Genomic DNA, 13192 nt, shown 5'->3' with positions numbered 1-13192 from the left:
CGGGAGCGCGACGATAGGGGGCTCTCCCGTTCGGCACCCGCCGTGATAAAGTCTCCGCATGTCTAGCCTGCGCAAGTCCGCACCACCGCATCGCGACCCCGTTGCGACGACTTACGGATACGGGATCCTGCGCGGGCGGCTTCCGCGGGCGGGGAACGACAACCGGCGCGCGGCGGGGCGGCGCTCGGTCCCCGTCCTGGTCGGCGCGTGGTTCGTGATTCTGGCGGCGATCACCGCCCTGTTCTGGCGCTCGGCCGGATTGTAGCGGACCACCGCGGGCATGATCCGACCCGACGACCGGCACGTCGGGGCGACGACGGCGGAGATCCCGGTCCCGCGCGGAGCGAAACGGCCACGCGATCGGGCGCCGCGGCCTCACCGCTGAACCCCGCGACGCCAGGGACGTTGTGGGGGCTGCAGGGGGCGCTGCAACGCCATGTCGGAGCCAATCCATGACCCACTTGACGACCGGAGCGCGGATCCTCGCGGTTTGCGTCGCCGCCCTCCTCCTGTCGGGCGGGGCGGCGGGAGCGCAGGGGACCGAGCGTGAGCGCAACGCCTGCATGGGCGACGCGATGACGCTGTGCGCCAGTGCGATCCCGGACGAGCATCGGATCGAGACCTGCCTGCGGCGCAACTCCGCGCAGATCAGCGCCCCGTGCCGCGTCGTGCTCGGGCCGAGCGAGGACGCTCCCGGCGACACCACCGGCAGCCTGCCCGCCCCCCGCGCGGGCCGCCACGCGTCGACGGTCCGGTAGCCGGGCCGCCCGGCTGGGACGGGCGGTGGAGGCGGATGCCGGTCCGTCGAACGCCGGACCGGTGCTGGACCAGCGGCCCGGCGGAGATCCCGTACGGCGTCGGCCCGATCCCGTGGGGCGGATCAGATCCCGTGCCGGTTCGCGCGCAGGCGCGCCACCGCCAGATCCACGAAGGTCCGGACCTTGGCCGGCGCGTGACGTCCCTCCGGGTGGAGCACGTGGATCGGCAGCGGCGGCTCCTCGTACTCGGCGAGCACGATCCGCAGGCGGCCTTCGCGCAGGGCCGGGCCGATCTGGTAGTGCAGCACCCGCGTCAGCCCCCATCCCGTGACGGCGGCGGCGATGGCTGCCTCGTTGGTGTTGCTCTCGAGCGCGGGATGGACGCTGACGCGCTCGTCCCGCCCGAACCGCCAATCCGATGACGGCCATGCGCCGGTCGAGGCGGCGATGCGGTGATGCCTGAGATCGGCCGGGACCGTCGGAACGCCGTGCTTCTCGAAATAGGCAGGCGCTCCGCAGACCACCCGGCGCACGTCCCCGACCTTGACGGCCGTGAAGCCGGAATCGGGCAGGTGGCCGATGCGGATGGCGACGTCGATGCCCTCCTCCACGATGTTCACCGGGCGGTCGACGAACAGCGTCCGGGCCGCCATGGTCGGGTAGGCGTCGAGGTAGTCGGTGACGATCGGCAACACGTGCATCCGCCCGAACAGGACCGACGCCGTGACCGTGAGCGTCCCGGTGGGCGTCGCGGTGGCGCCGGCCGCCGCGGCCTCCGCCTCCGCGAGATCGGCCAGGATGCGCCGGCAATCCTCGACGTAGCGCCCGCCCGCTTCCGTGAGTTTCACCGAGCGCGTCGTGCGGACGAAGAGCCGGGAGCCGATGGCGCCCTCGAGCGCCGCGACCGCGCGGGTGACGGCCGGGGCGCTCATCTGCAACTGGCGCGCGGTCTCGGTGAAGCTCGCGGTTTCCGCGACCCTCACGACGATGCGCATGGCCTGCAGACGATCCATTCCGAGCCCTACCGCCATGCCGCGCCCCGGCCGGTGCGCACGCCAGCGGCCCAGGGACGACGGCCGCGGTCAATCCGGACCGGCTTCCAGGAGACAGGCGCGGCCGCAGGGTGGCGTAACCCGATCCCGGGGCGAAGCCTGTGATGGTGCCGGCGGAGGGGATCGAACCCCCGACCTTCGGTTTACAAAACCGCTGCACTACCGCTGTGCTACACCGGCATGGCCGCTCGACCGGCGCGCAATGTGGCACCGTGGTCGCGGCACGCGGGTCATAAAGGGCATTCCCGCCCCGGTCGTCAAGGCGCGTCGGCCGCGGAGCGGCGGAGAGCGGACCCTCGCCGAGATCGGCCGCCTGACCGGGTCCGGACGCATCGACATTTCTCGATCGGAACGCGGGGACTTCTGTTACATCGTCTTGGCGATTCGTCCCGAGCCACACCGGATGCCTGTCCTCGAAGAGCTACCGTCCGATGCCGACATCAGCAAGAAGCAGAATTACTTGCTCCTCGAAAAAACAAAGTCGAACTCCGGCGAGCATTATTACGCGATCACCGGGACGATCACGAATGCGAAGCACCAGGTTTCGGTTCGCTCGGCAGCCGCGAATTTCGAAGCGGCGCTCGCCTTAGCGAAGCATCTGGCAGACAGGCTTGACGCCGCGTTCATCTACATCAAAGACGAAGACGTGTAAGCGAGCAAGTGGCGGGTGTCGCGGGTGTGGACTTCCTCTTGACTCAGTCTTCATAGACCGACCAGGAGGTATGACTGTCGACCAGGGAAGCCGTGCGGCCATGACCGGCCGGCCCGCGCCGGGCCCGGATGAGCACGATGTTCACGCGACGGCCCTCCGACACCGCATCGCTCCCACCCTCGCGCCGAAGAATGCGCGCAGCGTGCGTGGCTGGTCGATGCCGATCCTGACGCAACGGCCGCGCATTTCGAGGCTGCGGCGCCGAGGCGGATGGCGTGCCACGCCGCGTCGGGCTTCAAGCCATGCGCCGCGATGCCGATCAGCCCCATCACCACGGTACGGTGTTCCCGTCGCGGTCGAGGAAGGCGAGACCCGGCTTGCCCCGGCGCCCGAGCAGCACGTCGACGAGCAGCGGCACGCTCTCCTCAACGCCGAAGGGCGCCCCAGGGCCGCCGAGCCGCGTCCTGATCCAGCCGGGCGCCAACAGGACGAGCGCACGCGGGTCGTCGGCGTGGCGGGCGGCGTAGCTGCGCACGAGCTGGTTCAGCGCGGCCTTGCTGCTGCGATACACCTCATGTCGCCCGTTGGTGTTGTTGGCAATGCTCCCCTGGCCGGAGGACATGACTCCGATCAGGCCATCGGCTTTCACGAGGGTCCGGCAGGCTTCGATCACCCGCATCGGGCCGAGCGCGTTGGTCACGAGCACGCGGGCATATTCGTCACTCGCGATCTCGGCGGCGGGCTCGTCCTTCCTGTTCGCGGTACCGGCATTGACGAACAGGATGTCGAACGCGCGCGACGCGAGGCGGTCGCGCAGGGCAGCGACCTGCTCAGGCTCGGCGATATCCACCGTCTCGATCTCGATCCGGTCGGGATGAGCGTCCGCGAGGTCGTGCAGCGCGGTCCGCATACCTTCGCGCAGGGTGGCGACGACGTGCCAGCCACGCCCGGCGAACTCGCCGGCCATGCCGAGGCCGAGGCCGCGCGAGGCGCCGATCAGGAGGACGGTCCCGCGGGACGCGTCGGGAGAAATCTGAGTCATGGGGCGGCTCCGATCATGGTCGGAGCCGATATCTCTCGCTCTCGTACGATGCGCCAGACGCAACGGATGCACAGTATCATTGCGCGCAACGCCTGTTCGCGATCACCTCGGTGGGGCATGGTTGGGGCATGTCCGACCTCGATCTGAACCTGCTCGTGGCCCTCGACGTGCTGCTGGGACAAGGCAGCGTCAGCGGCGCCGCCCGCAAGCTCGGGCTGAGCCCATCCGCCATGAGCCGGACGCTGACGCGGCTGCGCGCCGCGACGGGCGATCCGCTGCTCGTGCGGGCCGGCCGCCGGCTGGTGCCGACACCCCGCGCGATGGCGATGCGCGGCCGGGTCCACGACCTCGTGCGCGACGTCCACGCTGTGCTCGGACCGGAATCCGGTGCGATCGACGTGGCGGCGATCGACCGCACCTTCACCATCCGCGCCGGCGAAGGCTTCGTGGAGATGTTCTCGGCCCCTCTGGTGACGGCGATCGCAGCGGCGGCGCCGCGCGCACGGCTGCGGTTCGCGCCCAAGCCCGACAAGGATGCCGGGCCGCTGCGCGACGGGGAGATCGACCTGGAGATCGGCGTTCTGGGCGCCTCCGCGCCCGAATTGCGCACCCGGCTCCTCTTTCGCGACCGGTTCGTCGGTGCCGTGCGGGCGGGCCATCCCTTGCTGTCCGGCGAGATCGGCGCCGAACGCTACGCGGCGGGCCGGCATGTCGTGGCATCGCGCCGGGGGGCGTTCACCGGCCCGGTCGATGCCGCGCTGGCGACGATCGGCCTGAGCCGGGAGACGATGGTGGTCGTGCCGGGCTTCTCCGACGCCTTGCGGATCGCGCGACACTCGGACCTGATCGCGCTCGTGCCGGGCTCGTGCGTCCAGAGCGACGATCCAGGCCTGGCAGGGATTGTCGCATTCCCGCTCCCCGTGCCGGTGCCGGAGATCGCCGTCTCGGCGATGTGGCACCCGCGGATGGATGCCGATCCGGCCCACCGGTGGCTCCGGGGCAGAGTGCTGGAGGTCTGCAGGGCGACGCAGGAACGCTAGCGTCGATCATGTCCCGAGAACGCGCGTTCAGGAGGGATGACCGGAGCGAGCGCGCCGCCTTGCTGGAATTCGTCATAGCGCCGCGGGGCGTGAGATGTTCGACAGTGTTTGAGCCAACGCGGAAGCGATATCGGGCAATCTATGGCGGAGAGGGAGGGATTCGAACCCCCGATGGACTTGCGCCCATGCCGCATTTCGAGTGCGGTGCATTCAACCGCTCTGCCACCTCTCCGGCGCCGCTTGCGCGACCGCCCGGCGACGCTCTCGCGTCGCAGGCGGCGCCTTTAGCACGAGGTTGGCGCCGCTCACAAGCGCCGAGCGCCAACCGCGCCGAGAAAAACGCCCTCAGAACGCCCGGGCGCCGGCCGAGCCCGCGAGGCTGACGCGGCGGGCGGTCGGGTGGCGCGGGCCGGGCTCGCGCGCGGGCCGGCTGCGCGATTGCGCGAAGAGCACCGACCCTGCCAGCCCGGCCGCCTCGACGAGGTCGTGCTCGTCGCAGATCGCCGCGATCCGCAGGCCGATCTCGTGGGTGTGGCTCTTGCCGTAGAGGTAGGCCGCCAGGCGCGCGCGGATGCGGGGCGGGATCCCGCCCACGATCGCGTCCACCGTCTCGCTGTCGCCGCGATAGATCTGGCCGAGCGTCGCGAGGGGAACCGGACACTCGGCATCGTCGGCGGGAACGGGTCGGGCCTTCGGCAGTACCATGGCGCACCTTCGGGAACTGGAATTGATCCAAGGCTCGGGCCACGCGCTTAACAAAGGATTAAAATGCGCGGCGGGCCCGGGGAAGATCCCAGCAACGTCAAGTGGATCGGCAAAAAAGCCACGGCCAGCCCGGCCCGCCCGGGCGCGCTTCCTCTAAGGATGTTTGTGGATCGGATCGACCCAATAGACGGTCTCCGGCGGCTCGACCGGTTGCACGTCCGGCAGGTTGACGACGACGGCCTCGTTGTCCGAGCGCACCAGCACGCATTCGAGCGGCTCGTCCGGCGACGCGTTGATCTCCTGGTGCGGGACGTAGGGCGGCACGTAGATGAAGTCACCCGGCCCCGCCTCCGCGGTGAATTCGAGGTGCTCGCCCCAGCGCATGCGCGCCCTCCCCCGCACCGCGTAGATCACGCTCTCCAGGGCGCCGTGGTGGTGGACGCCGGTCTTGGCGTCGGGCTGGATCGCCACCGTCCCGGCCCAGATCTTCTGCGCCCCGACCCGCGCGTGGTTGATCGCCGCCTGACGGAACATGCCGGGGGTCTGCGCGGTGTTGGGGTCGAGGCGGTCGCCCGTGATCACCCGGACCCCGTCGTGCTTCCAGCGCGGCGCCGCGTCGTGGTCGTGGTCGTGGTCGTGGTCGTGGTCGTGCGGATCATGCGCCATGCGGCCCTCCTGACGAGTGCGCCCAGCTTGCGCCACGGCCCGCACTGACGCCAGGGGGCAGGTACGGCGCTTCGTTCTTTTTGACGAACGCAGCGCGGCCCATTCCTTGGGGTCTTTTCCGCCAATCCAGCGAAATATTCGAGAAAGGCGACCTCGTCCGCACGCAATATGCTCCCTCGACTTGTTCCATAGAAAGAACATTCTCGTTGACAGTGGCGCCGTCCGCCGGGATCCTCTGGAGAACGTCAGCCGGGCCCCGCGAGGCGCGGTCGGACGGATCCCGCGGGCCGCCCCGGCCGCCCGCCTCCCGGAGCCGATGCGGCGATGCGACCGATCCCGATCCGACGCGAGCGCCTGCTGCACGACGCGCGCGGTCCGGCCCGCGCAGCACGCGACGGCTGTCCCGGCGCCTGACCCTCCCGCAATCCCCCATCCCGTCACCGCGCCGCACGGCGCGCCCCGCCGGCTGCGCGCCGGCGAGAGGAGTGTCACGTCATGTCGTCAGCCCGCATCGTGGAGGTCGGGGAGACCTCGGCCGGGATCGTGGTGCGCGAAGCCCAGGGCTTCCGCTTCTTCGCGGCCCATCCCGACTACCTTCGGCTCGAAGGGCAGGTCTTCCGCTCCCCGCATCACGCTACCCGCGCGGCCGTCGAGCTGCGCGCCAGCCGCGGCCGGCCGGCCCGCCACTGAGGGTGTCGCGGGACACCCCCGAGGGGTCCCGCGCCATCGCCCCGGGAGCAGGCGCGGCGCGCGTCGAACCGCGGCTCCGGGTTCGCGGTTCGCCGCGGGCGGTGACGGACCGGCGCCGCCACCGTCGGAGGCTGTCCTCAAGCCCTTTCGGTGATCCTCGGATCTCCGAGAGGGCTTCACGTTCCTTCGTCATCGCCCTGTCTTCACGCGAGCCGGTGACCGCCTCGCTCGACACGGCTCTAGCGGTTGCGGGCGAGCAGCAGGATCCAGCCGATTCCGATCGTCAGCACGACGATGCCGATCGCCGCGAAGGCCGGCGTGCCGTGCTCGATGATCCGCGGCGCGAGCTGCGTCGCGAAGGCCGCCACCACGAGGCCGACCGCCACCCGGGCCGCCGCCCGCTCGATGCCGCGGGTGAGCTTGTCCATGCCCTTGAGTTCGATCTCCACCGTCACGCGGCCCTGCTTGAGGCGCACCAGCATGAGGTGGACGAGGGTCGGCAGCTCGGAGGCCGCCCCGTAGAGGCCGGCGGCGAGGCCCTCGAACTTGGTCTTGACCTCCTTCATCGAGAAGCGCGTGTGCATGGTGCGCTTCACGGTCGGCCCGGCCGCCGCGAACAGGTCGAATTTGGGGTCGAGCTGGCGCATCACCCCGTCCGCCGTCACCAGCCCCTTGAACAGGATCGCGAGGTCGGTCGGCATGGCGAGGTCGTTCTCCCGCGCCATCGTCATGAAGTCGGTGAGCACCACGCCGAGGTTGAGGGTCGAGCCGTTGTGCCGGGTCACGAAGGCCTGCGAGGCCGATTCCAGCTTCGTCAGGTCGGGGGCCGTGCCGCCGGTCCAGTCGAGCAGGACCGCCATCAGCCCGTCCGCATCCTCCTTGAGCATCGCCCCGATCAGGATCAGCAGCTGCGCCCGGCGGCGCTGCGACAACCGGCCGATGATGCCGAAATCCACGAAGGCGATCCGGTTGCCCGGCATGCACAGGATGTTGCCGGGATGCGGGTCGGCGTGGAAGACGCCCTCGATCAGCGACATCTGCAGGAACGCGTCGGTGCCGCGCTGGGCCAGCACGACCCGGTCGAAGCCCTCCTCCTCCAGCCGGCGCAGGTCCGTGGGCGGGATCCCGTGGATGAACTCCTGCACGAGCACCCGCTCGGAGGTCCAGTCCCAGTAGATCTTCGGGAAGACAATGTCGTCCCGGTCGGCGAACAGGGCCGCGAGCAATTCGCAGTTGCGCGCCTCGTTGAGCAGGTCGAGCTCCTCGCGCAGGCCCTGCGCGATGTGGCGCATCTGCTCGTGCGGGCGGTAGCGCGTCATCTCCGGCCACTCGCTCTCGACGATGCGCGAGGCGTGCGAGAGCAGGCGGAGGTCGGCCTCGATGATCTTCTGGACGCCGGGGCGCCGGACCTTGACGATCACCTCCTCCCCGCTCTCCAGCCGCGCCCGGTAGACCTGGGCGATCGACGCGGAGGCGAGCGGATTGGTGTCGAACTCGGAGAAGATCTCGCTCGGCGGGGCGCCGAGATCGGCCTCGAGCTGCGGGCGGATCACCTCCCATGGCACCGGCGCCACCCGGTCGTGGAGCTTGCCCAGTTCCTCCGTCCATTGCGGCGCGAGGAGGTCGGCGCGGCTGGCGAGCACCTGCCCGAGCTTGATGAAGGTCGGCCCCAGCGCCTCGATGGCGCGCCGCATCCGCTCGGGCTGCGACAGCCGGGTGAGGTCGACCGTGGGGGTGCTGCGCCACGCGAGGCGTGGGATCGCCCGCAGGCCGAGACGGTCGACGACCTGATTGACGCCGAACCCGATCAGGATCCCGGCGATCTCCTGGAGGCGCTGCCGGTCGCGCGCCGCGACGAAGGCCGTTTTCAGCATGATCGCATCAGTTCAGCCCGGCTGCCGTGAGAGGTCGGGACCCGTTTAGACCGCGCGGGAGGGCCCCCGATACGGTCCTGTACGCGCCGGCACGCCCGACATCGAGCCTCGCGCCGCTGATCCGCTAGGCCCTCAACCGGGCGGGACTTGGGCGGCGTGCGGACGGGACGACGGCGCGGCCGGGACCCGGGCGAATCCGTCGGGCGCGACGGCGCCCCCGGCGGTAGCGCAAGGCGCGGGCGCGCACAACGGGGCGGATCGACCGGGGGCGTTCCCGGCGCGCGCGGTGAATGAGCGGGGGATCGGCCCGGAGCGCGTCACGACAGGTGAAGCCCGACCGGCCACGGGATCCCGGCCAGTCCTGCGAGACTCGTCTCGAGCTCTGGCGGGGGGCAAGACCTCCCCTCGTCGGCGACACACCGGCCCTGGAGCGCCCAACATCCCTCATGCTGAGGTGCCGCGGAGCGGCCTCGAAGCACCGCGGAACGCTTATCCAGGAGGAAACGCGGCTCCGAAGATCGGTTGCGGTGTGAGTCGCGGCTCGATCCGCTCGCAGTTCAGCGTAAAGACGCTGGCTTTCCGCCATCGATAAGATGTGATAATCTCGCTCACAACAAATGAAAACCGACGCGCTGCCAACGGCACGGCCCAATGTTCCTGCGGAAGCGTCCGTCCCTCGCCCCCGCCCCTCTCCCACTCGGGCTTGCGGATTCACACTTCGGGTCGTGCGCATGCCCGCTCCCCACAGGCAGTTTGCAGAGTCAGACGTCCCCGTCGTGGATTCGTGGACTGAACGCCCCTGGAAGTCGCACCCTTCCTCATGCTGAGGTGCGAGCATCGCGAGCCTCGAAGCACCCCTGACCACAGATCCAAGCCAAGGCCGGTTGGGATCGACCGTTCCGGGGTGCTTCGAGGCTGGCTCCGCCAGCACCTCAGCATGAGGAGTGTCGCGACACCCAGCCACGTCCAGCCGACGCGCCGAAAACCGGATTGTGTGAACAGGCAAGCCCACTCGGGAGAGGGGAGAGGAGTTCCACGTGTCCGCGGACAGCCATGCGGCAGACGGGAGAGGGATCCTGCGAAGGGACGAACGGACGAACCGATGCCACCATAGAAAAGCCCCGCTGCCGCAATGACAGCGGGGCCGATGAGCGGGACGCCCTCACGGACGTCCCGATCGGTGCGATGCGCTCACATGCGGCCGCCGGACGCGCCGCCATTCGCCTTGGTGCCACCCATGCCGCCGGAGGCCCCACCGGACGCGCCACCCGTCGAACCGCCACGCATCGTGCTGCCGGTGGTCTCCGGCGATGCGGCGCCGCGGCCCTGCTGGGCGTTGCCGCGGTCGCGCGGGCCCTGCTGGTTCGCCTGCTCCTGACCACCGCGGCCCATGCCCTGACCGGCCCGGTCCTGGCTCATGCGGTTGCGGTCGCCGCCGCGGTCCCCGCCGCGAGCCTCGCTGCCGCGCTGCTCGGAGCGGGCGCCCTCGCCCATCCGGCGCTCGTCGTGACGGGCGCTGGTGCGCGTCTCGTCGCGGCGGCCGTGCTCACCGACGCGCTCGCTCGACCGCACGTCGACCCGGTCGCGCCGCTCCTCGCGAACGCCGATGCTGCCCGTGACGCCCGACCGCTCGGTGACGACGAGGCGACGGTACTCGGGCGAGCCGTAGAGCACGCGCCGTCCATGGATGAACACGTAGCGGGGACCCGAATGCTCCCGCACCACGAGGCGGCGGTACTCGGGCGAGCCGACGCGCACGCGGCGCCCCTGGATCACCACCCATTCGGTACCGGCGGTACGGACGTGACGGTCGCCGCGCCGCTCGATGATCACGAGCCGGCGGTACTCGGGCGAGCCGTAGACCACGCGGCGGCCGGCCACCGTCACGAAGTGGCGCCCGCCGCCCTCGAAGCGGTCCTCGCGGCTGGAGGTCCGGATGCTGGTGCGCTCCTCGCGGCTGCGGTCGAAGCGCTCGGCGCGGTCGCGGTGGCCGTCGCGCATCTCGCTGCGCGCGTTGCGCATGCCGTCGCGGTCACCGTGACGCCCGTCGCGCTGACCGATCTCCGCCTCGCGGCCGCCGCCCGCGTCGCCCTTGCGGTCGCGGGCGCCCATCTGCTGCCCGCGGCCGCGATCCGGCAGGGCGCCCTGCTCCTGGCGACCGCCCTGTCCGTCGCCGCGGGCGCTCTGGCCCGCCATGCCGCCGGCCTGGCCACCCTTCTGCGCGCCCCCCATCCGGTCGGCCCCGCCGCCGGCCGAGCCCTGAGACCCCGCGCCCTGGGACATGGCCCCGCCGGCCCCGCCGGCACTGCCCGGCCCGCCGGCGCTCCCGCTCTGGGCGTAGACGGACGTGCTGATGAGCAGCGCGGCAAGACCGGCCGTCAGGCGGCCCATGGATGACTTCGTCATGATGCTCCTCCGAGTTGGTGGTAAAATCCGGCTTCGAAACGTCGACAAGCCAGCATCGTTCCACCCGATCGTGCGCGCCTATCTGATATTGCCCAGTGCATCCGAGCTTCTTTTCGCAGTGCAACACGCGATCAACGGGATCGCCCGGAAGAGCAGGGGCGGCAACTTGGCCGCACGACTGAGGTTGCGCGCCCTGATGGGCGGCTGCCGCGGAACCTCGGAGGCCACATGGCGTTTTCGGGGACCGTGGCCGTAGCGGCGGGTGCGCCGCAGGGAGAGCGACCGACGACATGCTGGCGGAGCCTCAGACGACGCCCGAGCGCGACTGGCTCGATCTCGGGACCGCGACGGGCCCCGCGGCGGCCCCGCCGGGCCGGCCCGCTCCCCTCCCCGCGCCCCGGGCGCGCCTCGCTGCGGCGGCGCGATGGCAGGCCGCCCTGGCCGCGCGGGCCGTGCCGCTGCGCCGTGCCGTCGGCCGCGTGACCGGCGAGATCGCCGCGCATCCTGCGGCCCGTGCAGCGCACGGGCGCTGGATCCTGGCGCGGACGCGCGGGCACGCTGTCCTGTCCCGGGCCGCCGGCCTGGACTGGCGCCGCGCGGCATGGGCCGCCGCGCTCGGGCCGCTCGCGCTCCTGGGGGCGCTGCTAGCCGTTGCGGCCGCGACGCTGCCGCCCCTCTCCGGCCCGGCGCCCGGCGCGGCCCCCATCACCGTGCGGGCCGAGGGCGGGGAGCCCGTGGCAACCCGCGGGGCCGTGCGGGGCAAGGCCCTGGCGGCGACCGAGATCGCTCCCGCGATGCGCGACGCGATCGTCGCCGCGCAGGATCCCTGGTTCGCGGATCGCTACCGGCTCGACGCCGCCGGCGTCGCGAGCGTGATCCGCTCGGCCTTCCGCTCCACGATCGGCACGGGCCCGCGCGAGGGAGCGCCCCGGCTGACGCAGCGCCTCGTGCGCGACCAGATCCTCGGGGGCGCCCAGGGACTCGTCGCCCGGGTTCAGGAGGCGATGCTGGTCCTCTGGCTCCAGGCCCGGGAGACGCCCGAGGCGATCGTGGCGCGCTACCTGTCCGGCGCGCCGTTCGGGCCGGAGATCACCGGGCTCGACGCCGCGGCGCGGCGGGTCTTCGACAAGGGTCCGGCCGACCTCTCGACGGCGGAGGCGGCCTTCCTCGCCGGGCTGACCCAGCGGCCCACCGACCGCGTGGCCGACCGGGACAGCGAGGCGTCCCGCGCCCGCGCCCGCGGCGTCCTCGACGCGATGGTGATGATCGGCGCCCTGCGGCGGGAGGCGGCGGACCAGGCGGCGGGCGCCCTCGCGGGGCTGCGCCTCCCCTCGGCCACGATGGTGACCCGCAGCGGCCTCCCGGACCTCGCCGTCCTCGCGGCCCGGGACCGGCTCGGCGACGGGTTCCGCGAGGCCGCCCTGCGCACCTCCCTCGACCGCTCGCTCCAGGGTGCCGCCGAGGCGGCCATCGCCAAGCGGCTCGACGCCGCCGCGCAGCGCCGCGGCGACCGGGTCGGGCTCGTCGCCCTCGGACCCGACGGCGCCGTCCTGGCCGCCGCGAGCACGAGCGGACCCCTCGCGGCCGACCCGACCGGCCGCGCGGCCGCGGAGGCGAGCCTGCGCCGCGTCACCCGCGACGGCCGCCCGGTCTACGATCGGCTCCAGGCCGCGACGCTCGATCCCGCGGCGGTGCGGGCGCGGGCCTTCGCGCTGCTCTCCGGCCTCGCGCGGCTGCCGGACGGGGCCGAACTGACACCGGCGGCCCGCGACGGCGTCACGGTCGGCCTGGCGGGCGACGTCACGCTCGGAATCTGGGCCTCCTCCGAGGACGAGGGCGCGGCGGCCGCGACGCCCGCGGCGATCTGGCAGGACCTCGCCGGGACGCTGCGCGAGGAGCGCGAGGCGTCGGCGCGCGACCCCGGGGCGGCCCGGGCGGCGTGGCAGCCGCCGGAGGAGCGCCGCTCCGCCTCGGTGCTGCGCGGGGCGGCGCGCGTGGTGGATACCGGCCGCCTCAAGCTCGACGGGCAGACCATCCGGCTGTTCGGGGTCGAGGGCCAGGGCGGCAAGGCCGCCCGCGAGTTCCGTCAGTACCTGAAGCGGCGGGACGTCGCCTGCGAGCCGGCCGGCGAGGCCGAGGTCTACCGCTGCAAGGCGGGCTCCCAGGACCTCTCCGAGGTGGTGCTCTTCAACGGGGCCGGGCGGGCCGCCCCGGGCGCGACGCCCGACCTCGCGGCCGCCGAGGCCAACGCGAAGGCGCGCAAGGCCGGGATCTGGCAGGACTGAGCCCGATCCCCCCTCCGGCCGC

Annotated in this window: 12 protein-coding genes and 2 tRNA genes; 6 read left to right on the top strand and 8 right to left on the bottom strand. The window is 72.1% G+C overall.

Annotated features, from left to right (window positions below; genetic code table 11):
* Positions 1–58 precede the first annotated feature (58 nt).
* Together ACW9J6_RS17410 and ACW9J6_RS17405 are read left to right on the top strand one after the other, a co-directional pair.
* On the top strand, positions 59–265 hold the full coding sequence (locus ACW9J6_RS17410; protein ID WP_457117746.1) for a hypothetical protein: 207 nt from the start codon (positions 59–61) through the stop codon (positions 263–265).
* A gap of 187 nt (positions 266–452) precedes the next feature.
* Entirely contained in the window at positions 453–758 is a 306-nt protein-coding gene (locus tag ACW9J6_RS17405) for a hypothetical protein (RefSeq protein ID WP_457117745.1), read from the top strand.
* Between the two features lie 122 nt (positions 759–880).
* On the opposite strand, the gene ACW9J6_RS17400 is transcribed toward ACW9J6_RS17405, so the two are convergent.
* Together ACW9J6_RS17400 and ACW9J6_RS17395 are read right to left on the bottom strand one after the other, a co-directional pair.
* A complete protein-coding gene (locus ACW9J6_RS17400) occupies positions 881–1771 on the bottom strand; it encodes a LysR family transcriptional regulator (RefSeq protein WP_457117744.1) in 891 nt (296 codons plus the stop codon).
* 144 nt (positions 1772–1915) lie between these two features.
* Positions 1916–1990, bottom strand: a tRNA-Thr gene (locus ACW9J6_RS17395).
* Between the two features lie 22 nt (positions 1991–2012).
* On the opposite strand from ACW9J6_RS17395, the gene ACW9J6_RS17390 reads away from it, so the two are divergent.
* Positions 2013–2462 carry a hypothetical protein gene (locus ACW9J6_RS17390; RefSeq protein ID WP_457117743.1) on the top strand — a complete coding sequence of 150 codons (450 nt, stop codon included), beginning with the start codon at positions 2013–2015 and terminating at the stop codon, positions 2460–2462.
* A 328-nt stretch (positions 2463–2790) separates the two neighbouring features.
* On the opposite strand, the gene ACW9J6_RS17385 is transcribed toward ACW9J6_RS17390, so the two are convergent.
* Complete coding sequence (locus ACW9J6_RS17385) at positions 2791–3504, bottom strand: SDR family oxidoreductase (RefSeq protein WP_457117742.1); 714 nt, start codon at positions 3502–3504, stop codon at positions 2791–2793.
* Between the two features lie 128 nt (positions 3505–3632).
* Here ACW9J6_RS17385 and ACW9J6_RS17380 point away from each other — a divergent pair, with 128 nt between their 5' ends.
* Positions 3633–4544, top strand: coding sequence for a LysR family transcriptional regulator (locus ACW9J6_RS17380; RefSeq protein WP_457117741.1), 912 nt, complete (start codon positions 3633–3635; stop codon positions 4542–4544).
* A 142-nt stretch (positions 4545–4686) separates the two neighbouring features.
* Here the strand turns inward: ACW9J6_RS17380 and ACW9J6_RS17375 are convergent.
* The 3 genes from ACW9J6_RS17375 to ACW9J6_RS17365 all read right to left on the bottom strand — a co-directional run bounded on the left by ACW9J6_RS17375 (position 4687) and on the right by ACW9J6_RS17365 (position 5915).
* Positions 4687–4776, bottom strand: a tRNA-Ser gene (locus tag ACW9J6_RS17375).
* 113 nt (positions 4777–4889) lie between these two features.
* Positions 4890–5249: a hypothetical protein gene (locus tag ACW9J6_RS17370; protein WP_457117740.1), complete on the bottom strand. Its 360-nt coding sequence runs from the start codon at positions 5247–5249 to the stop codon at positions 4890–4892.
* A gap of 153 nt (positions 5250–5402) precedes the next feature.
* Positions 5403–5915 carry a cupin domain-containing protein gene (locus ACW9J6_RS17365; RefSeq protein ID WP_457117739.1) on the bottom strand — a complete coding sequence of 171 codons (513 nt, stop codon included), beginning with the start codon at positions 5913–5915 and terminating at the stop codon, positions 5403–5405.
* Between the two features lie 495 nt (positions 5916–6410).
* Between ACW9J6_RS17365 and ACW9J6_RS17360 the strand changes: the two genes are divergently transcribed.
* The gene (locus ACW9J6_RS17360; RefSeq protein WP_457117738.1) at positions 6411–6605 is read left to right on the top strand and encodes a hypothetical protein; all 195 of its coding nucleotides are present in this window, start codon (positions 6411–6413) and stop codon (positions 6603–6605) included.
* 239 nt (positions 6606–6844) lie between these two features.
* On the opposite strand, the gene ACW9J6_RS17355 is transcribed toward ACW9J6_RS17360, so the two are convergent.
* Positions 6845–8479 carry an ABC1 kinase family protein gene (locus ACW9J6_RS17355; RefSeq protein WP_457117737.1) on the bottom strand — a complete coding sequence of 545 codons (1635 nt, stop codon included), beginning with the start codon at positions 8477–8479 and terminating at the stop codon, positions 6845–6847.
* 1191 nt (positions 8480–9670) lie between these two features.
* Complete coding sequence (locus ACW9J6_RS17350; RefSeq protein WP_457117736.1) at positions 9671–10885, bottom strand: hypothetical protein; 1215 nt, start codon at positions 10883–10885, stop codon at positions 9671–9673.
* 290 nt (positions 10886–11175) lie between these two features.
* On the opposite strand from ACW9J6_RS17350, the gene ACW9J6_RS17345 reads away from it, so the two are divergent.
* Positions 11176–13170 (top strand): transglycosylase domain-containing protein, encoded by a 1995-nt coding sequence (locus ACW9J6_RS17345; RefSeq protein WP_457117735.1) that lies wholly within the window; start codon positions 11176–11178, stop codon positions 13168–13170.
* Positions 13171–13192: the final 22 nt, after the last annotated feature.

It is taken from the genome of Methylobacterium sp. JK268, from assembly GCF_054052225.1.
This window is presented reverse-complemented; position numbering and strand designations above follow the sequence as displayed.